Raw genomic sequence first — 18,821 nt, 5'->3', positions numbered from 1 at the left:
CCAAGGTTGCGGACGAAAGGCTCCCACCATGGCACCCGACACGACGCCCCCCTCCCTCCCGGCATCCGAAGCGGTCACGCGCGGTGCCGAGCTGCCGCGGCCACGCCGCAGCATCACGGAGGCGCTGGCGTTCGACGATATCCTCCTCGTCCCCGCCTATTCCCAGGTCCTGCCGAGCCAGACCGCCGTGGCCACCAGGCTGACGCGGCGCATCGGCCTCAATATCCCGCTCGTCTCCTCGGCGATGGACACCGTCACCGAGTCGCAGATGGCGATCGCGATGGCCCAGGCCGGCGGCATCGGCGTGATCCACAAGAACCTGGAGCCCGAGGACCAGGCAGCCCAGGTGCGCCGGGTGAAGAAGTTCGAGAGCGGCATGGTCGTGAACCCCGTCACCATCCACCCCGACCAGACGCTGGCCGATGTGCACGCGCTCATGGCGATGCACCGCATCAGCGGCATCCCCGTGGTCGAGCGTGGCACGGGCAGGCTCGTCGGCATCCTCACCAACCGCGACGTGCGCTTCGCGCAGGACCCCGGCCAGCGCGTGTACGAGCTGATGACGCGCGACAACCTTGTCACCGTGCGCGAGCATGTGGCGCCAGCCGAGGCGCGCAAGCTGCTGCACACCCACCGCATCGAGAAGCTGCTCGTGGTGGATGATGCCTATCGCTGCGTCGGCCTCATCACCGTGAAGGACATGGAGAAGGCGACCGCACACCCCTCCGCCTCCAAGGACGAGATGGGAAGGCTGCGGGTCGCTGCCGCCACGGGGGTTGGCGAGGACGGGATCGCGCGGGCCGAGCTCCTGGTCGCGGCGGAAGCCGACGTGATCGTGGTCGACACCGCGCACGGGCACTCGTCCGGCGTGCTGCGCGCGGTCGAGCGGATCAAGCAGCTTTCCAACAGCGTCGAGGTGATCGCGGGCAATGTCGCGACGCCGGAGGCAGCGCTGGCGCTGATCGCGGCAGGCGCCGATGCGGTCAAGATCGGCATCGGGCCTGGCAGCATCTGCACCACGCGGGTCGTTGCCGGCGTCGGCGTGCCGCAGTTCACGGCGGTGCTCGAGACGGCGGAGGCCTGCCGGTCGAAGGGCGTTCCCGCGATCGCCGATGGCGGCGTGCGCACCTCCGGCGACGTGGCGAAGGCGATCGCGGCCGGGGCCGACGCGGTGATGATCGGCAGCCTCTTCGCCGGCACCGACGAGAGCCCGGGAGAGGTGTTCCTCTACCAGGGCCGGTCCTACAAATCCTATCGCGGCATGGGCTCGATCGGGGCGATGCGGAAGGGCAGCGCCGATCGCTATTTCCAGCAGGACGTGGGCGAGGCCGACAAGCTGGTGCCAGAGGGCATCGAGGGGCGCGTCGCCTACAAGGGACCGGTGGGGGCGGTGATCCACCAGCTCGTCGGCGGGTTGCGCGCCGGCATGGGCTATGTCGGAGCCGCAACGGTGGCCGACATGCAGACGAACACGCAGTTCCGCCGCATCACCGGTGCCGGGCTTCGCGAGAGCCATGTGCATGACGTGGCGATCACCCGCGAGGCGCCGAACTACCGGCTGGAGCAATGACGCCGCCACCCCGGGCGGTCGTCTTCGACGCCTATGGCACGCTGTTCGACGTCCATGCAGCGATGGCGCGGCACGCCCGCGGCATGGGCGAGGGGTGGCAGGCGACGAGCGCTCTCTGGCGGCAGAAGCAGCTCGAATACGCCTGGACCGCGACACTCGCCGGCCCCGAATACTGGCGTGACTTCGAGACGATCACGCGTGAGGCGCTGCTCACCGCGCTGAACTGGAACGGCGGGGCGGACGGCAAGGTCGTCGACGCGCTGATGGACGCCTACCGCTCGCTGCCTGCCTTCCCCGACGTGGTGGATGCGCTGGCCGACCTCCGCGCCGCCGGGGTGGCGACGGCGATCCTCTCCAACGGCTCGCGCGGCATGCTTGATGCCGCGGTGAAGTCAGCGCTGCTCGATGGCCTGCTCGATGCCGTTCTCTCGGTCGATGCCGTGCGCGCCTACAAGCCCGATGCGCGCGTGTACCGCCTCGCCGAGATCGCCTTCCGCTGCCATGCGAGCGATCTCGTGTTCGTCTCGTCCAACGCCTGGGACGCGCGTGCCGCTGCCGGCTACGGGTTCAGGACGGTGTGGGTGAACCGCATCAACCAGCCGACTGAATTCGCGCTTCACCAGATCGCGACCATCCTGCCCGACCTGGCGGGGCTCCCAGCCCTGCTGCTTCCCGATCAGGAAGGAATTCGCGCGCCGTGACGCCCCCCGCCCGCGTGCAGGCGGGGATCGACCTCCTGACCGCGACCGACAGCGCCTCTCACGCCCCGGCAGACCAGGTTGCCAACAGCTTCTTCCGTGCGCGCCGCTTCATCGGTGCAGGTGACCGGCGCGCGATCGCCGACCGGCACTGGGCGATCATCCGCCATGAGGCACGCCTCGCCTGGGCGCTGAAGCGCGCCCGCGCGCCGATCACCCCGCGCACGCGGATGCTCGCGCAGCTCATTGCAGAAGGGGAGGGGGCCGACGCCGTGGCCGGCCTCTTCGCAGGCCAGCAGCACGGCCCAGCACCGCTCGCCGACGCCGAGCGCCGGGCGCTGCACGCGCTCGCCGCCCTTGCCCCCGACGACGCCGCGATGCCGGAGGATGTGCGCTTGGGCGTGCCCGCCTGGGTCCTGCCGCACCTCGCCGCGCGGTTCGGCGAGAGCCTTGCCGCCGAGATGGCGGCGATGGACGTGCCGGCAGCGACCGATCTCCGCGCGAACCTGCTGAAGACGACGCGCGCGGCCGCACAGGCTGCGCTCGCCGCCGAGGGCATCGAAGCGGCGCCGACCCGCTTCTCGCCCTGGGGCCTCCGCGTCGAGGGCCGCAAGCCGGTAACGGCGACGACAGCGTTCCGCGAGGGGCTGGTCGAGATCCAGGACGAGGGCAGCCAGCTCATCGCCATGCTGGTCGATGCGAGCCCCGGGCTTCGCGTCGTCGATTTCTGCGCCGGTGCTGCCGGCAAGACGCTGGCACTTGCCGCGACCATGCAGAACCGCGGCCGACTCGTGGCCTGCGATGTCAGCGCGCCACGGCTCGAGGCAGCGGTGAAGCGGCTGCGGCGCGCAGGCGTCGGCAATGTGGAGCGACGGCTGCTCGAGCCCGGCGAACGCTGGACCAAGCGCTCGGCCGAAGGTTTCGATCGCGTTCTCGTTGACGCGCCCTGCACCGGCACGGGAACATGGCGACGCAACCCGGATGCGCGATCGCGGTTGGTGGAACAGGATCTCGCCGAGCTCGTGGCGAAGCAGGCGATGATCCTCGACCGTGCATCACGACTGGTGAAACCTGGCGGGATGCTGGTCTATGCTACCTGCTCGCTGCTGCCGGAGGAGAACGAGGCTCAGGTGAAAGCCTTCTGCGACCGCCATTCCGCCTTCGCGATCGTCCCCTTGGCCGAGGCCTGGGCGGCCGCCTCCGGCGCTGCTTCCGCCCGCTTCGAGCCTCCCTGCGACGGCCCGTTCCTGTCGCTCACGCCAGCGCGGCACGGCACCGATGGGTTCTTTGCCGCCATGCTGCGACGCAACGCGGTGTCATCCTCGGGTGGTGCCACGTGATCGCCATCCGCCGCGCGCGCCCTGGTGACGCTGACGCGATCGGCGAGGCGCATGTGGGGGTATGGCAGTCGAGCTATGCGGGCATCCTGCCGGAGCGATACTTGTCGGAGATGTCCGAGACGCGGCATGCCGCTGAGTGGCGGCGCGTCCTCGCCTATCCCCCTGCCGGGCATGCGGCCTTCGTGGCCGTCGCCACCGGTCCGGACTCGCCTGATCTCGACGCCGGTGCGCCGCGCGTCGTCGGCTTCGCGTCCGGCGGGCGGGCGCGGTCTGGGGTGCGCGAGGCAGGCGAGATCGAGACGCTGTACCTGATGGAGGATTGGCGCGACCGCGGGGTGGGGCGCCGGCTGATGCGCGCGCTCGCCGCCCACCTGAATGCGATTGGCTGCCGCTCGGTCATGCTCTGGGTGCTGCGCGACAATCCCTCGCGCTGGTTCTACCAGCATCTCGGCGGACGGCCGGTGGCGGAGCAGACCATCCGCTTCGCCGGCGAGCCTGTGGTGCAGCTCGGCCTGCTCTGGGAGCCGATCACGGTGCTTCTCGCCGCCACCGCCCCCACCGCAGACCAGTAGGCCCCGCAGGGCAGCAGCGGCGCCGCAACAGCTTTCTTTTTGCGGGGGTTTCTGTATCAGTCCGCCATGACGGACCGAATCCTCATCCTCGACTTCGGCAGCCAGTTCACCCAGCTCATCGCCCGCCGCGTGCGCGAGAGCGGTGTCTATTGCGAGATCTGGCCCTTCAACACCAACCCGCAGCGCATCGCCGACTATGCGCCGCGCGGCATCGTCCTCTCCGGCGGGCCAGCGAGCGTGCACGAGGGGAACTCCCCCCGCGCACCGGCGATCGTGTTCGAGCTCGACATCCCCGTGCTCGGCATCTGCTACGGGCAGATGACGCTCTGCGCCCAGATGGGCGGGGAGGTGCAGGGCAGCGACCACCGCGAGTTCGGCCGCGCCTTCGTCGACGTGACCGACGAGTGCGCGCTGACCCAGGGCGTGTGGGCGAAGGGCGCGCGCGAGCAGGTGTGGATGAGCCATGGCGACCGCATCACCCGGCTCGCACCCGGCTTCCGCACGGTGGGGGTGAGCGAGGGCGCACCCTTCGCGGTGATCGCCGACGACACGCGCCGGTACTATGGGCTGATGTTCCACCCCGAGGTGGTGCACACCCCGCACGGCGCGCAGCTTCTGCGCAACTTCACCCACGGCATCTGCGGCTGTTCCGGCGACTGGACGATGGCCGGCTTCCGCCAGGCCGAGATCGACAAGATCCGCCGCCAGGTTGGAACGGGCCGCGTCATCTGCGGGCTCTCGGGCGGTGTCGACAGCTCCGTCGCCGCGGTGCTGATCCACGAGGCGATCGGCGACCAGCTCACCTGCATCTTCGTCGACCATGGCCTGCTGCGCGCCGGCGAGGCGGAGCAGGTGGTGGCGACGTTCCGTGACCGGTTCAACATCCGCCTCGTGCACCGCGATGCCTCGGAACTCTTCCTCGGCCAGCTCGCCGGCGTGACCGACCCCGAGGTGAAGCGCAAGACGATCGGGCGCCTCTTCATCGAGGTGTTCGAGGAGGAGGCAGCGAAGATCGGCGGCTCCGACTTCCTCGCCCAGGGAACGCTCTACCCCGACGTGATCGAGAGCGTGAGCTTCACCGGCGGCCCGAGTGTCACGATCAAGAGCCACCACAACGTGGGCGGCCTGCCTGAGCGGATGCGCATGGGCCTCGTCGAGCCGCTGCGCGAGCTGTTCAAGGACGAGGTGCGCGCGCTTGGCCGTGAGCTCGGCATTCCCGAGGAGATCGTCGGCCGGCATCCGTTCCCGGGGCCGGGCCTTGCCATCCGCATCCCTGGCGACGTCACGGCCGAGAAGGTGGCGCTGCTGCAGAAGGCCGATGCGATCTTCCTCGAGGAGATCCGCTCGGCCGGCCTCTATGACGCGATCTGGCAGGCCTTCGCCGTGCTGCTGCCGGTACGCACGGTGGGCGTGATGGGCGATGGGCGGACGTACGACCAGGCGTGCGCTCTGCGTGCCGTGACGAGCACCGACGGCATGACGGCGGATGTGTACCCGTTCGACATGGCGTTCCTGATGCGGGTGGCGAGCCGCATCGTGAACGAGGTGCGCGGCATCAACCGCGTGACCTACGACATCACGAGCAAGCCGCCGGGCACGATCGAGTGGGAATGATTTTGGCCCATCCCAGGGTATCCCGCAGTATCCGGGAAAACGATACAACACTCTGATATAAAAAGATAATCTAGCATTACCGTTCGAGGACTATCGGCCGGCAGAGATTGCGGCTGACGTACTCCCTGACGGTGCGCTTCCCCATTGCGAAAATGGATTTCGTCCGATACCGTCAAGGTCTGAGCGCCTCTGACGGTCTTTTTTTCTTTGTAAGTAGCTGAAAGAAAAAGGATTTATGTCGAATTGGCGCCCGAAAGCGGCCTGACGGTCTTTTTTCGCGGAGGCGGCCCAAATGTTGACCGATGCAGCCCTTAAGCATCTGAAACCAAAAGAGAAGCTCTACAAGGTCACGGACCGGGACGGCATGTATGTGCTCGTAAGACCGTCGGGGATACTCACTTTCCAGCTCGATTATCGGATGAACGGACGGCGCGAGACCGTCACCTTCGGCAAGTACGGCCCGGCCGGGTTGTCGCTCGCCCGGGCGCGGGAGCTGTGCATCGACGCTCGGCGAGCCATTGGCGAAGGGCGATCGCCGGCGATTGAAAAGCAGCGCGAGAAGCGCCGTCTCTTGGAAGCAAAGAGCTTTGGCGAGTTCGGCGAAAAATGGCTGACCGCGGCGCCGATGGCGGACAGCACGCGGGCGATGCGCCGCTCAATTTTCGAGCGTGAGCTGATGCCGGTCTGGCGGAACCGTTTGCTGACCGAAATCACCCCCGATGACCTGCGCGCCCATTGCGCCAAGATCGTGGAACGAGGCGCGCCAGCGACGGCGATCCATGTGCGCGATATCCTCAAGCAGATCTACGGCTTCGCCATTCTCCACGGCGAGAAGGTCGCAAACCCGGCCGATGACGTTGGTCCTGCCTCGATCGCCACGTTCACGCCCAAGGACCGCGCGCTCTCGCCTACCGAGATCAGGATCATGCTCAGGCAGCTTGAGAAGGTAGCGACGCTGCCGACGATCAGACTCGGCATGCGCCTCTATCTCGAAACTATGGTGCGGAAGAGCGAGCTGCAGGACGCAATATGGGATGAAGTCGATTTCGAGAACGCCGTTTGGACGATCCCGAAGGAGCGGATGAAGCGCTCTAAGGCACACAACGTCTATCTGTCGCGCCAGGTGCTCGACATCATGATCGCGCTGAAAACATGCGCCGGGAATTCGAAGTATGTCCTGCCATCTCGCTACGACGCGGATGCGCCGATGTCGCGCGCGACATTCAATCGCGTCACCTATGCGGTCGTCGAGCAAGCGAAGAAGGAGGGCCTGCCGCTGGAGCCGTTCACGGTTCACGACCTACGAAGGACGGGCTCAACGCTGCTCAACGAGCTGGGCTTCAACAGCGATTGGATCGAGAAGTGCCTTGCGCATGAGGACGGTCGTTCCTCCCGCGGCGTCTACAACAAGGCGGAGTACGAAGTGCAGCGTCGCCACATGATGCAGGAATGGTCGGACATTATCGACGCCTGGGCCGAAGGCAAGAAGCGCATGCCGGTACTCATCCCGCCTTCGATGCCGCTGTTCGAGCCAGACCCGGCTCTCGAACTGGGCGCGACCGCCGTTGCCTGACATCTGGCGATTGCGCACGGACAATTGCAGTTGATCGGCGCGAGGCCAACCAGGCTTCGACCTCCGCCAGATCCCATACGACGCAACGCGGCGAGAGAGCGAAGCGTCGGGGAAACTCACCGCGCTGTTCCATTTCGTAGATCGTGCTGTCGGCGAGCGGAACTATCTCGCGAAGTTGCTGTCGACGGATGGTCCGCCTGATTGGAAGGTCACTTCGGTGAGCCATCATCGTCCCCTCAGTTCGTCTTCCTGAGGAAATGAGCGCGATAGATCCCGAAAGGGAAGGGAGCAAATTCAGATGTCGGATAAGAGGATACCGTGGCGTATGAATAGAAAGACTCTGGCCTGGTGATCAATGCACCGATCTCTCAAAAAGCCGTGGCGCTCCGAAGGTTCGAATCGTGTCGGGTGCGCCACTTCGGTATAAAACTGCGAACGCCACCAGCCGCCGATTCTACGCCCGCGGCGGCGACAAGTGTCCGTAGCAGTTCGGTTTTCGTGCCGAGGATGCGGATTTCGCTCGGATCGATGACTTCGACACGTTGCGCGAGCGCACGTAAATGGTCCCGCCGATAGGTTCCATCTTCGTTCCGCAGCTTGCGTCGAGCGGCGAGCGCGAACCGCCGCAAACTCTCCGATGTGATCGCGGGCCCGAGGCGCTCTACCGCAGACGTTGCGCGCTCCGCGTCAGCCTGCGCCTGGTCGCGCACTGCGGTGAGTTCTGCGATGCGATCTTTCAGCGACGGGTCGGCCATGTCGACCACGCCGTTCTCGATCGCCTCGTAAAGACGCTTCAACTTCGCTTCTGCTTCGGCGGCGCGCTTGCGCAGCTCCGCGATGTGCCCGCGACGGCGTTCATTCCATTCCTCACGTCGCTCAAGCAACTGATCCATCATCGTCGTCAAGCGCGCCGGATCGAGCAGCCGCCACTCCAGGTGATCGACGACCGCGCGGTCGAGCTTGTCCATCGGCACGGTCAGACCGCGACAACCACGCTCGCCCTGCCGCGCCTTTGTGGAGCAGGTGTAGTAGCGATACATGCCGCCGGCGCTGCCTTTGCCGGTCCGTAGCGTCATCGCACCGCCACAGGATGCGCAAAAGCAAATCCCTGTCAGCAAAGTCGGACCGCTCACCGCGCGCGGCGGCATCCATTTCGGACTGCGCGCCTTCAACGCCGCCTGGACTGCCTCAAACTCCACTTCGGTAATGATCGGCGGAACGTCCATGACCGCATGCTCGGCCTTGGGTTTTGCCGTGCGCGTCTTGTGGTCCCGCGTATTGAACCGATGTTCGCCGATATAGGTGGTGCGCGTGAGTATCTGATGCACCGAGGCGATGCCCCACCGTCCGCCGTCGCGGGTTCGAATGTTGCGCTCGTTGAGATAGGTGGTGATCGACTTGATGCCCATCGGACCGCTGTCGCCGTTGCCGGTTACTGCGAGCCTGTAGATCAGGCGCACGGTGTCGGCGTGGATCGGGTCGATCTCCAGCTTCTTCTTGATCTTCGCGCCGCGCTGTTCGGCAGCGACGATGCGATAGCCGATCGGCGGCAGCGCGCCGTTCCAATAACCCTGACGTGCATTCTCCTTCATAGCGCGCAGGGTGTGCTTGGCGTTCTCCTTCGACTGGTATTCGTCGAACAGCGTCATGATCTGACGCATCATCACGCTCATCGGATCGTCGCCGAGGTCCTGCGTAATGGAGATCAAGCGCACGCCGTTCTTCGCGAGCTTGCGGACGTAAAATTCAAACTGGAACTGATCGCGGAAAAAGCGTGAGAAGGAGTGGACAATGATGACGGTGAAGGTCGGCGGCTTCATCAGCGCCGCATCGATCATCGCCTGAAACGCTGGCCGGCGATCGTCGGTGGCGGTGTTGCCCGGCTCGACGAATTCAGCCGCGACGTCCCAGCCTTTGGCAACGCAATAGGCAGTGATCTGTCGCCGCTGATCGGGGATCGAAAGATCGCTCTCCGCCTGCCGTCCGGTCGAGACGCGCAAATAGAGTGCCGCCTTTGCAACCGCAGGCGCAACCGTCACGTCAGGCGATGCAGGTGCTGCGTCGGTCATGGTTCCACCAGTCGCTGGATCGCGTGCATCGGCAGCGCCAACCGAAGCGAATCCGGCAGGCGCACGAAACCGTTTCCCTCATAGAAGGCGGCGGCGCGCTCGCTGATGGCGTCTACCACCAGCATCGAGGAACCGACGGTGGCTGCGCTCGCATAGGCGCGTCGCACGGCGTCGGCGAGAAGCATCGCGCCCAGGCGCTCGCCCTGCCGCGCTTCGGAGACCGCCAGCCGTCCGACCAGCGTGGCGCTGACCAGAGGATAGCGCGGGATGTGCTTACGGGCGACGGCCGGCACGTCGCCCTGCGCCACGCCGGTCGCGCATAGCGTATAGTAGCCCAGCACGATATCCGGCTTGTTTGGCTCGACCAGAATGAAGACCCCATTCGCCTTGCGCCGCACATCCTGGCTCGCCTGCGTCCGGAGATAGCGATCGAGGCTGTCGACGCCGCAGGAAAAGCCATCCCGGTCGTGATGCGCCGCAAGCGCCTCGATCTTCAAATCTGGCCGAGCCACCGCCATGCTCAGGAAGCGACCCGGCGCTTGTGCTCGGCCAAAGCGCGGACCAGCCTCTCGCTCGGCTCGGGCGGATTGATCAGTGCGTCGAAGAATGCCGCGCGATCGCGATCCGACAGCACCAACGTCTCATGCTCGGCGATCGTTCGGCGTGCTGTGTCGGTGAGGGCGGTCACGCAGAAGTCGCTGACCTTGCGCCGTGACAGATGCGCTGCCCGCTCGATAAGGTCCTTCGTCTCTTCATCCAGCCGGAATCCGAGCCGCTCGACGCGGTTGGGCGTTTCCCGTTCGATCTTGGGCTGCTTGCGTGGCATTGGGGTCACTCCAGGCATGGTCTGTGTTTCCCCAACAATGTACGTCATATAGACGAACAAATCAACTTCCGATTTCTGCCACTTATCAGGCTCGCGGCCCGAAAAGCTCGTCCAGCTCGTCGGCGAAATGGCCTTCCATGACCCTCAACTCGGCGTCCGTGATCGGCACGATCTCGGACCAGTCGTCCGTCACCGTGATCGCCCCCGCAAAGCGCAGGGGCGGCCGCCCCGCGCGCGGCGCTGGCGGACGCGCATAGTCATAGAGGTCTTCAGGATCGCCGGACCATTCAGGCAGGACCTGGCGTATATCTCGCTTCTGGGCCATGCCTCACTGGAGCGATCTGCGGCGCCCCGCGCAACCGAAACGGTGTGGCGTCGTGCCGTGGCGTAGGAAGACAGGCGGTCGGCGGGCAATGTCCCGCAGAAGAAGACTGACATCCCGGATGATGGAATTCGTTGGCCTGCCGCAAGATCATGCAAAGGGCGGCGCGTTCAACCGATTCTGGCCCAGCACAATCACGGTGCAATGGTTCTGCGCGCGCGTGATACCGTTATAGAGCAATCGCCGCAGATGCTCGGCGCTGCCTGTTGCCGTATGCGGCCAAAGGACAATCACATTCGGAAACTCGCGGTTCTTGGCGCGCTGGATTGTCATAACAAGATGACCGCGTTGCTGCCGGAAGCCCAGACGCGAACGGTTACGCACGGAGTCCCGCACAAACTCGGTGACTTGCGCGGCGGTGAAAGCCGTGTGCCCGTGCGCGCGGCGCAAACGGTCCATGCGGCTGAGCGCCTGTGCGATAGGCGCGTTTCCGGCCAACGGCGTGAGAAGCGCGCGAAGATCGGCGCAGGACGCCGTTTCCGGCAAGGTGATGTCGGCCAGCAAGGCGTTGGCTTCTTCGTTGTCGTGGCGATCCCATGTATGCGGATACGGCCCGAAGGTCGCGCCGTTCTTGCGTGTATGCTGCTTGGTTTGAAGGGTATTGAGCGCGGCGCGGAGTATCGCATTGCTTCCATCCGGTGTGAGAATGACCACCGGGCCTTGGCGCTGCGCGATATCGTTGGCAATCGCCCATGTCAGAAGCGCGTGATTGGCATTCATCGCGGGCGCATCGAGAAGCCGGAATCCCGCACCGTTCCATGATGTTCGGTTGTTGAAGGTGTTGGCGGTCAAAACGGCCTTCATATCCCGGCCTTCGCGCACGGCCAGCGCAGCGGCCAGAAGCCCCTGCTGCGTGGTGCGCCGAACCTGCGTGAGACGGTGTGTTTGTCCCGCGCCTTCAAGCCACCCCATCAAGGGCGCGGTGTCGCGTCCGTTGTGAAGGCACTGGAAGGCGTCCGCCGCCGCCACGATCCGGCACGAGGGCGAAAGTCCTTGCAGAACGCGCATCCGGTGTTCGTCGAGGTCTTGCGCTTCATCGACCAGAACCAGCGGGAAACTTCGCGCGACCCATTGCCGGACGGCTTCATTTTCCAGAAGTCCCGCCGCCAAGGCGCATGGCCCGTCAAATTCGCTCAACGCATCGGCCTGCGCCTGCATCGCTGCCGTAATCAAGCCCCTGCGCCGCGCGGCCAATGTCCGGGCGAACACATCGAAGGTCTGGCAATCAAAGCGCCGACGGAAGGCCGGGTTCTCGCCAAGCCGCACATCCAGACGGCGGCGCGCGCCGTTCATGAAGGTGAGCGCTAAGAGCTTGTGGCCTTCACCAAGCGCGCCGTCCTGAACGATCTCTCCCGCGCGGCCCACGAGATTGTGGGTCTTTCCTGTCCCCGCCGCGCCCTCGAAGAAATCGAACGTCATGCAGGCACAAACCGGAAGACGTGCATGTCGGCGGTCGAGTCCGCCGCGATGCGCGTAAAGAGCGGCGTGTTGGCGCTCGAAGGATCGCGCAGCACAGCGCACAAGGCATTGAGCACCTGCGCGGCTCGCGCCCGGCAGGCCGCATTGCCCATGAGGATAATGGCGGCGCTCTCATGGGTCGGCGCATAGGATTTTTGCGTAAGCAAGTGGTCGGTGAGCGCCTGAGTGTCGGCGAGCAGCGTTCCCAATGCGGCCCCAAGCGCGGCCAGCATCGCGGCTTCATCTGCGCCTGCGATCCATGAAACCACATGCTCCATTGCCCAGCCTTGCCGCCAGAACACGACTGCGCGCGGCGGTGGGTTGCTGGCTTTCACCGCATCGAAGTAGCCGCGCCCTTCATTGTCTCCGTCCACGAGGATGCAGGGCCGGGCGTGAACGGCGCTGACCAGCGCGAACGTATCGGCAATCTTGGCGTCGATGGTTGGCACAACTCCAACGAAGGTGGAGAGAAGCGGCGCGCCGTCTCCGGCGTCCTGCCAGCCTTGATGCAGTTCAAGGGCGGTTTGCAGCGCCTCAAGCCATGCCACGTCCGAAACCCCTTCGGGGATCAGGACGCATTCGTGCATGAGCGCGCCTACAAGTTTCTGCCGCCACGCAAAGAGAAGATGCTGCTGGTGATTGGTCGGCTGCGCGGGCACGGGGTCCGTGAGCGGCTTGGCGTTCAGGATTCCCCCGCGCGTTTCGATAAAGAGCGTATCGGGCGCAGGAAACATCGCGGCCACGATGGGCGAATGCGTGGTCACGATTGTCTGGTTGCAGAGCGCATTGAGGCGGTTGACCAGCCGCTTCTGCTGCGAAGGCTGGATGTGAAGTTCGGGTTCCTCGACGGCCAGCACAAAGGACTGGCCCGTTTCCGCGCGCGCTTTGCCGAATTGCATGAGCAAGAGAAGGCTTTGCAGTGAGACAAGGCCCGTACCCTGCCGCTGTGAGGGAAGGGTTGGCCCCGTGCCGTGCGCGAAGTGCGGGACCACGCTTTCCAGAACGGAGTCGCTGTCGGTCGAAGTCAAACGCAACTGAAGTCTGGGCGCGCTGGCCATGAGCGCGCGCAACTCGTCATTGGCCGCGCCGACGATCTCGGAAAGCCCCGGCTGGTCTTCAAGCCGTGTGCCTTCGGGCGGCGTCCAGAGACGCGCTCGTTCGGCCCGCACGGCCTGCGCGGGCATGTCCCCGCGTGTCGCCACCACGCGGCGAAACAATTCCGACGAAAACGAAATCCACTTATCCCAAGTGCGCGAGGCCGGGACCAGAAAGAAGCCCAACTCTTGGAGACTCTTGGTGTGGATGGTGCGCAGGTGCGCATCTTCCGCGAACGGATCGCCTAGCGTGGCCTCGTCGTCCACGAAGAAGCGGATCGTCTCCGCTTCCAGTTCGTCCAGATCGAACCGCGCGGCGAAACCGATTTGCACGGCCAGGTCGGTATGCTGCGCATCCGGCGCGGCGCTTAGGGTCTTGGCGTTCGGATCGTACCATTTCTCAACGCCGCGTTCGGGGCTGAACCAAGAGGAATGGTGCTGCGGGTCGTGGGGCGTGAAACCCGTCACGGTGGCGATGCACAGGATGCGGGACTGCTCGTCCGGCGCGCTGCCGTGAAAATCATGCTCGGTGAGGCGGCGCACCAGACGGTCGCGCCCGAACAGCAAGGCCAGCGCCTCAATGATGGTGGTCTTGCCGCTATTGTTTGGCCCCACCAGCACGGCATGACGGCCCAACGTAATGTCCGCCGCAGCGACGCCCCGGAAGCCGGAGATTTTGAGGCGGACAATGTGCATTCCGATAGCCCCCGTTTTTAGTCTGCGTCACAAGTCTCCGGTTCGGCCATCTTCGGATCACTCGGGCAAATAACTGCCGCCCACCTATTTCAACAGGCCATTCAGATGCTTGAATGCGGCCTCGAAGCGATCCTTGGTGGCGTTTGAAACCTTGGGCCAGAGCGTGGCCGCATTCTCTACAAAATACCGCGCGGGCCGATAATGGCCGAACGCGCCGGACTTCAGGGGATTGTCCGCAAGGAACGCCTCAATCGCCCGCAACGTGCGCGGCTCCTTGGCATTGAGGGATGCCGTGCCAATGGGCTTTTTGAGTTCCTTGGAAAACTCGGCATTCACAAGGTCCACGTAGAAATCGCGCTCGAACATGTCCTCCACGTCCGCCTCGGCTTTTCCGGCGAAGTCGCCGTAGGTGGCGACCTGCTTCTTCTTGAGCAGCTTCTTCTTGTAGAGGTCTTCAATCTGGGCGCGGTCGCTGTTCTGGATATCGAGCAGCGTGGCGACATTCATGCCCTTCTGGGGCGCGAGCAGGGCAACAAAGGCCGGAACCTTGCCGCTGCCGCCCGTCGGCGTGATGACCCAATTTTCGGAGAGGCCCTCGCGCCCTTCGCGCTCAAGCTCGGCGGACACGGCCCGCAAGAACAGCATGTCGGCGGGGCCTTCGACCACGAGCGAATTGGGGCCAATGAAAAGCGTTTGCTGAATCTCGTAGCCAAGCGCCCCCTGCAAGGGAAACAGGCTGTCGTCGGTGGCGTCGAACACGTTGGTCAGAACCTTCGTGCCGTCCTGATCCTTGGGCAGCGGCTCTTTCGCGTCGATTCCTAAATCCTGCACGATCCGCACCCGCTCGAACTTTGTGGGGTCGATCATAAAGGGCGAATGGGTCGTGTAGATCAGTTGGTGGGCGGACAATTCCGCCTCGAAATACCGCAGAAGGTCGGCCTGCGCGCGCCCGTGCAGCGAAAGCCCCGGCTCGTCCAGCAACAGGATGACGTTCTGCCTCTGGCGCTTGATATCCTCGTACCATGCAAGGAACGAGAAGAACCAGACGAAGCCGCGCGAGCGGGTGCGTAGCGGCGTGTGCGCCCAATGCACGGTGTCGTACACCTCGCCCCAGACGTTGATGCCTTGGCGCATCCCTTCCGGGTCTTCGGGCTTGGCGTCACGCACATCGAACCGCATCTGGATATGGCGGTTCTGGGACCAGTATTTGACGATCCGGTTGGTCAGGTGGTTTCCAGCTCCTTCGAGCTTGTTCTTGAGTTCGGTCGTGTTCTTGGTTTGAACAAGCTTGCGGTGATCGAGCCGCGCGAGATTGATCAGGCCGATCAGCGGGTAATCGGAATCTTCAAGGGTCTTGGCATCCTCGCGGGCGATCAGGGCATTGAGATTGGCTTGCCCCTCCATCTGATAATATTCATCGAAGTAGAGATATTTAGGCGCGCGCGGCCAGATCAGGGAATTAAAGATATACGAGGCAAGACCCTTTTCGCGGACCTTGGCCACAAGCCCCTTGAGCGCCTTCACGGCTTCGGTGGCCTCCGCCGCGTCCAGCGCGGCGGCAAACGCATCCCAATCCGCAGCCCCGGTGAGCGTGGCCTTGAGTTCGTCGGGCAGAGCGGGATTGTCGGCCAGATGTTTGCGCGCGACTGCGTCGTCGGCTGAAAGGATGAAGCGGCTCTTGGCTTGGCCGTACAAGGTTTCGCGCTTGAAAGTCTTGCCCTTGAGCACCTTCGGTCCAAAGACCGATGTGACGGCCTCGCAATCGTCCGGGTCCATCTCATAGAGGCATTCGACAACCACGGCTTCTTGACGGTCGCCGTTCTCGACCGCGAAGCGGTAATCCTCGACCTCGCGCTTCGGGTAGTCGTAGGTTTCATCGAACACCGCGTCCGCCGCGATGATCGGGTTCGTGCGGTAGAGCGCGGTGAGAAGAGTTGTCTTTCCGGCCTCATTCTTGCCGACGAGGCAAGTGGTCTGGCCATCGACCTTGACCGGGCCGGAATCCCAGATGCTGCGAAACTCGCGGACAGTAAATTCTTTGAGCTTCATTGTCCGCCCTTCTCGTAAGGCCCCAGAAAACGCTCGCCGTTAAAGTGGATGAGATGGGTGGGCGCATCGGCGCACCAGACTTCCGTTTCCCATGAGATTTCGCCCAAGTAGCGCCCCATGATGCCTCGGTCCGGGAACGCGGTGACATAGACCAGACCGGGTTTTGAGTCCTTGAAGAGCGCAGCCAGTTCGTTGTGGCGCTTGGAATCGACGGGGCCGTGGCTGGTGACGGACTCGACGAGAAGCAGCCAGTCCTTCTTTCCGAAGTAAAGCACCACGTCCGGCATCTTGCCGTGGCGGTCCACCGTGACGCCGAGCGCGGCCAGCCGGTCTTTCTCGAAGTAGCCCACCTTGTCGCCCGTATCGCCCACGTAAATGACTTCGGCTCCCGGCGCGAAACGCGGGGCAAAGTCGGTGATGATCTTCTTGATGAGTTCGCTATGCGCGCCGGGCGTAAGGGTGATCTCCTTGCCGTCCGCAACCTGCACAGGGATCATCTGCATCTCGCGGTGCTTGGCCCATTTCGCGGCCAGCGTTTCCTGCCCTTCAAGGTAGGTGTCGAGCGTTCCCTTCCATGCATCGCTCCCGAAGGTGAGGATGACGGCAAACGCTTCCTCGCTGATCTGGTAACAGGCTTTGGGGCTGTTTACGGGCCGCGCGGGATCGTCTGGATTGTAGAGCGCAATTCCGGCTTCGACGAATTGATGCATGGTCTGGCGGCGGAAGGTTTCGCGCGTGTTGGGCGCATATTCGCGGCCATAATGCTCGCGCGTGAAGTCCATGATGGGCGTGATGCCCATGAGCGGCTTGTGCAGCGCGTTCCATGCGCCATCGGGTCGGAGATTAAGCAGTGCGAGCAAGGTCAGGGCCGAGCGCTCATTGCGCTGGCCGCGCGGCATTCCGAGAGCGGTCAAGATCTTCAAAGCATCGTCGATCTTCTGCTGGGCTTGCAGTGGATTCTTATCGTCGGTCATATGGGCAAGCTCCCCCTCAATGATGGTGTCAATGTCCTGCTGGGAGAGGGCGGCGCTGCCAGCATCCTGTCCGATGCGCTCCAAAACCTCCCGGTCCGGGTATCTGAGCGACCGGAGATCGGTCGCGTTGACCTGCGTGTGCCCGTTGAATTGCCGGAAAAACCGATCCACGAGGCTGCTATTAAGAAAAAGGGCCAGCCCGCGCGCCAGAGCTTCCGAACACCCGGCCTGCTTGACGTGAAAGACGTTCAGGTGGTTCTCGAAACCGATCAACTCGCCGGGAAGATCAGAGGCATAGACGGATGCAACAATGCGTCGGCGCTCTTCCTTGGAGGTGAAGCGCTTCGTGATGACGAAGTGCCCCTTATTCTCCCAAAGCCATCGACGGCTTTCAGACGAAACGCGGATGGCGTTGGGCTTCTTCGTGATCTTTGGCCAGAGCAGCGCACCGTTTTGGAAATGCGCAGCATAGAGCAGCGGAACGGCGCCCTTCTCGGGCTGGGCGCGCAGATCGTCCTTCAGCCGGAAATCCACCACCGGGCCAGTCGAGACTTCAAGGCCGATATCCGCCAGCGTGGCCGTGAAGTGCGCCATGCGGTCCACGATCCCCTGTTCGAGGTCGTTGACGGCGATGTGGACGAAGCGGTCGGGATCGGCGGCGCGGATCACGCTGCCATAGGGCACTGTACGCTGCGTCATATCCTCGGCAACACAATGCCCGTCAGCATCCAGATGGAAATCCCCGCCATTGCTGGTGGTGATCAGCACTTCGGATGACCGCGCGCCTTTCACGGCGTGAAGGATGATGTTCTCCTGCAGGACTTCATCGCCCTTGAACGCGCTATTGCGCTTTTCGAAGATGTGGATGTGGCGCAGGCCCATCATGGCGAAGAACTGTTCGCGGAACGGCTTGAAGTAAGGGCCATTGCAAAACGACCGGGGGACGATGGCGACCATCTCGCCGCCCACGCGCAGGCGTTGCGCCGCCAGAAACATGAAGGCGGTATAGAGATTGGAGGTCTCGATGCCTGCTTTGCGCAAGGCAATGCGGTGAGGTGAGCCGGAACTGATCTTCTTGTAGGGCGGATTCATGAGGACATGTGAAAATCCGCCGCCATCGCCTCGCCCCAGATCGAAAATATCCGGTTGCTGCCCGGACAAATGGCTCAGAATGAAATCCTCATCATGCAGTTCGCTGTTGGCCTTGATCTGCGCGAGGCGGCATTCGCCAACGGCTTCATCAAGCGTGTTTCGCAGGTAGGCGCTCAGAACGGGTTCGATCTCGTAGGCTGTAAGGGATGCGGAACGGGGCTTTGCGGCTGCGCCGCAAACTCGCTCGACGAACGCCGCCGTCAATGAGCCGACACCTGCGCCGGGATCAAGCAGGCGGATATCGCCCGACACGTCCGCAAACAGGCTGGCCATGAACCGCGCAATGGGCGCGGCAGTCATATACTGGCCGAGGTCTGACCGCCTGCCCGGATCGAGCTTAAGCGCTGCATCGGCGCGATAAAACTCCGCCGTGTCTGCGAAGGAAGATGCGCCGATAGGTTCCCCGCCGTGTTCCACGAGGGCGGATGCTGCGCGCCGGGCGACACTTGTGCGGCCTGCTGCGCTCATCGCCTGCTCCGTTTTGCCGAAGAGTGTGCCGGAGTCAGCGTGATGGCACCCCCCTCGTATTCGTCGAGAAAGCGCCGGATGGCGAGGCGCACGGTATATTGCAGCGAAAGCGGCGGACGCTGTGCCTGCGCGAGCGCACACAAGGCCTCGTAGTCTTGCGCGTCGAGCGAGACGGTAAAACGCTTGAGCGTCGTCGGGTCGGGCATCGGTCCATTCCGTGCTTACAAGGGCGAATCGAAGTCTACACAGCGCTGCACCAAAATGCACCAGGAACTACCGCACCCCC

16 protein-coding genes are annotated in these 18,821 nt (G+C 64.0%); 6 read left to right on the top strand and 10 right to left on the bottom strand.

Translation table 11 applies throughout. From position 1 onward, the window contains the following. Positions 1 to 28 precede the first annotated feature (28 nt). From guaB to Q0C38_RS17990, 6 genes are all read left to right on the top strand, one after another. Complete coding sequence (guaB, locus tag Q0C38_RS18015) at positions 29 to 1,570, top strand: IMP dehydrogenase (RefSeq protein WP_291298508.1); 1,542 nt, start codon at positions 29 to 31, stop codon at positions 1,568 to 1,570. Further along, positions 1,567 to 2,271: a haloacid dehalogenase type II gene (locus Q0C38_RS18010; RefSeq protein WP_291298507.1), complete on the top strand. Its 705-nt coding sequence runs from the start codon at positions 1,567 to 1,569 to the stop codon at positions 2,269 to 2,271. Before guaB ends, Q0C38_RS18010 begins: the two co-directional genes overlap by 4 nt. Continuing rightward, a complete protein-coding gene (locus tag Q0C38_RS18005; protein ID WP_291298506.1) occupies positions 2,268 to 3,608 on the top strand; it encodes an RsmB/NOP family class I SAM-dependent RNA methyltransferase in 1,341 nt (446 codons plus the stop codon). Before Q0C38_RS18010 ends, Q0C38_RS18005 begins: the two co-directional genes overlap by 4 nt. After that, on the top strand, positions 3,605 to 4,180 hold the full coding sequence (locus Q0C38_RS18000; RefSeq protein WP_291298505.1) for a GNAT family N-acetyltransferase: 576 nt from the start codon (positions 3,605 to 3,607) through the stop codon (positions 4,178 to 4,180). The genes Q0C38_RS18005 and Q0C38_RS18000 overlap by 4 nt, the downstream gene beginning before the upstream one ends. Positions 4,181 to 4,246: 66 nt before the next feature. Then, the gene (gene guaA, locus Q0C38_RS17995) at positions 4,247 to 5,794 is read left to right on the top strand and encodes a glutamine-hydrolyzing GMP synthase (RefSeq protein ID WP_291298504.1); all 1,548 of its coding nucleotides are present in this window, start codon (positions 4,247 to 4,249) and stop codon (positions 5,792 to 5,794) included. Positions 5,795 to 6,086: 292 nt separating this feature from the next. Continuing rightward, on the top strand, positions 6,087 to 7,367 hold the full coding sequence (locus tag Q0C38_RS17990) for a tyrosine-type recombinase/integrase (protein WP_291298503.1): 1,281 nt from the start codon (positions 6,087 to 6,089) through the stop codon (positions 7,365 to 7,367). Here the strand turns inward: Q0C38_RS17990 and Q0C38_RS17985 are convergent. From Q0C38_RS17985 to Q0C38_RS17940, 10 genes are all read right to left on the bottom strand, one after another. Further along, positions 7,297 to 7,593: an AlpA family transcriptional regulator gene (locus tag Q0C38_RS17985; protein WP_291298536.1), complete on the bottom strand. Its 297-nt coding sequence runs from the start codon at positions 7,591 to 7,593 to the stop codon at positions 7,297 to 7,299. The two genes, Q0C38_RS17990 and Q0C38_RS17985, sit on opposite strands and share 71 nt — an antisense overlap. A 142-nt stretch (positions 7,594 to 7,735) precedes the next feature. After that, entirely contained in the window at positions 7,736 to 9,436 is a 1,701-nt protein-coding gene (locus tag Q0C38_RS17980) for a recombinase family protein (RefSeq protein WP_291298502.1), read from the bottom strand. Continuing rightward, entirely contained in the window at positions 9,433 to 9,933 is a 501-nt protein-coding gene (locus tag Q0C38_RS17975; RefSeq protein ID WP_291298501.1) for a GNAT family N-acetyltransferase, read from the bottom strand. Before Q0C38_RS17975 ends, Q0C38_RS17980 begins: the two co-directional genes overlap by 4 nt. A gap of 23 nt (positions 9,934 to 9,956) precedes the next feature. Continuing rightward, entirely contained in the window at positions 9,957 to 10,262 is a 306-nt protein-coding gene (locus Q0C38_RS17970; RefSeq protein ID WP_291298500.1) for a DUF1778 domain-containing protein, read from the bottom strand. A gap of 85 nt (positions 10,263 to 10,347) precedes the next feature. Further along, entirely contained in the window at positions 10,348 to 10,587 is a 240-nt protein-coding gene (locus tag Q0C38_RS17965) for a hypothetical protein (protein WP_291298499.1), read from the bottom strand. 147 nt (positions 10,588 to 10,734) lie between these two features. Beyond that, the gene (locus Q0C38_RS17960; RefSeq protein ID WP_291298498.1) at positions 10,735 to 12,063 is read right to left on the bottom strand and encodes an ATP-dependent helicase; all 1,329 of its coding nucleotides are present in this window, start codon (positions 12,061 to 12,063) and stop codon (positions 10,735 to 10,737) included. Next, complete coding sequence (locus Q0C38_RS17955; RefSeq protein ID WP_291298497.1) at positions 12,060 to 13,892, bottom strand: ATP-dependent endonuclease; 1,833 nt, start codon at positions 13,890 to 13,892, stop codon at positions 12,060 to 12,062. Before Q0C38_RS17955 ends, Q0C38_RS17960 begins: the two co-directional genes overlap by 4 nt. Positions 13,893 to 13,976: 84 nt before the next feature. After that, positions 13,977 to 15,941, bottom strand: a complete 1,965-nt coding sequence (locus Q0C38_RS17950) for an AAA family ATPase (protein ID WP_291298496.1) — start codon at positions 15,939 to 15,941, stop codon at positions 13,977 to 13,979. Then, positions 15,938 to 18,535: a BsuBI/PstI family type II restriction endonuclease gene (locus Q0C38_RS17945; protein WP_291298495.1), complete on the bottom strand. Its 2,598-nt coding sequence runs from the start codon at positions 18,533 to 18,535 to the stop codon at positions 15,938 to 15,940. Before Q0C38_RS17945 ends, Q0C38_RS17950 begins: the two co-directional genes overlap by 4 nt. Continuing rightward, on the bottom strand, positions 18,532 to 18,741 hold the full coding sequence (locus tag Q0C38_RS17940) for a hypothetical protein (RefSeq protein WP_291298494.1): 210 nt from the start codon (positions 18,739 to 18,741) through the stop codon (positions 18,532 to 18,534). Before Q0C38_RS17940 ends, Q0C38_RS17945 begins: the two co-directional genes overlap by 4 nt. Positions 18,742 to 18,821 lie beyond the last annotated feature (80 nt).

Source organism: Elioraea sp., from assembly GCF_022842375.1.
Lineage (GTDB): Bacteria > Pseudomonadota > Alphaproteobacteria > Acetobacterales > Acetobacteraceae > Elioraea_A.
This window is presented reverse-complemented; position numbering and strand designations above follow the sequence as displayed.

Excerpts from the sequence above, each read along its gene's own strand:
- guaB (WP_291298508.1), top strand. The coding sequence starts at position 29 with ATGGCACCCGACACGACGCCCCCCTCCCTCCCGGCATCCGAAGCGGTC.
- Q0C38_RS18010 (WP_291298507.1), top strand. The coding sequence starts at position 1,567 with ATGACGCCGCCACCCCGGGCGGTCGTCTTCGACGCCTATGGCACGCTG.
- guaA (WP_291298504.1), top strand. The coding sequence starts at position 4,247 with ATGACGGACCGAATCCTCATCCTCGACTTCGGCAGCCAGTTCACCCAG.
- Q0C38_RS17990 (WP_291298503.1), top strand. The coding sequence starts at position 6,087 with ATGTTGACCGATGCAGCCCTTAAGCATCTGAAACCAAAAGAGAAGCTC.
- Q0C38_RS17985 (WP_291298536.1), bottom strand. The coding sequence starts at position 7,593 with ATGGCTCACCGAAGTGACCTTCCAATCAGGCGGACCATCCGTCGACAG.
- Q0C38_RS17980 (WP_291298502.1), bottom strand. The coding sequence starts at position 9,436 with ATGACCGACGCAGCACCTGCATCGCCTGACGTGACGGTTGCGCCTGCG.
- Q0C38_RS17970 (WP_291298500.1), bottom strand. The coding sequence starts at position 10,262 with ATGCCACGCAAGCAGCCCAAGATCGAACGGGAAACGCCCAACCGCGTC.
- Q0C38_RS17965 (WP_291298499.1), bottom strand. The coding sequence starts at position 10,587 with ATGGCCCAGAAGCGAGATATACGCCAGGTCCTGCCTGAATGGTCCGGC.
- Q0C38_RS17960 (WP_291298498.1), bottom strand. The coding sequence starts at position 12,063 with ATGACGTTCGATTTCTTCGAGGGCGCGGCGGGGACAGGAAAGACCCAC.
- Q0C38_RS17955 (WP_291298497.1), bottom strand. The coding sequence starts at position 13,892 with ATGCACATTGTCCGCCTCAAAATCTCCGGCTTCCGGGGCGTCGCTGCG.
- Q0C38_RS17950 (WP_291298496.1), bottom strand. The coding sequence starts at position 15,941 with ATGAAGCTCAAAGAATTTACTGTCCGCGAGTTTCGCAGCATCTGGGAT.
- Q0C38_RS17945 (WP_291298495.1), bottom strand. The coding sequence starts at position 18,535 with ATGAGCGCAGCAGGCCGCACAAGTGTCGCCCGGCGCGCAGCATCCGCC.
- Q0C38_RS17940 (WP_291298494.1), bottom strand. The coding sequence starts at position 18,741 with ATGCCCGACCCGACGACGCTCAAGCGTTTTACCGTCTCGCTCGACGCG.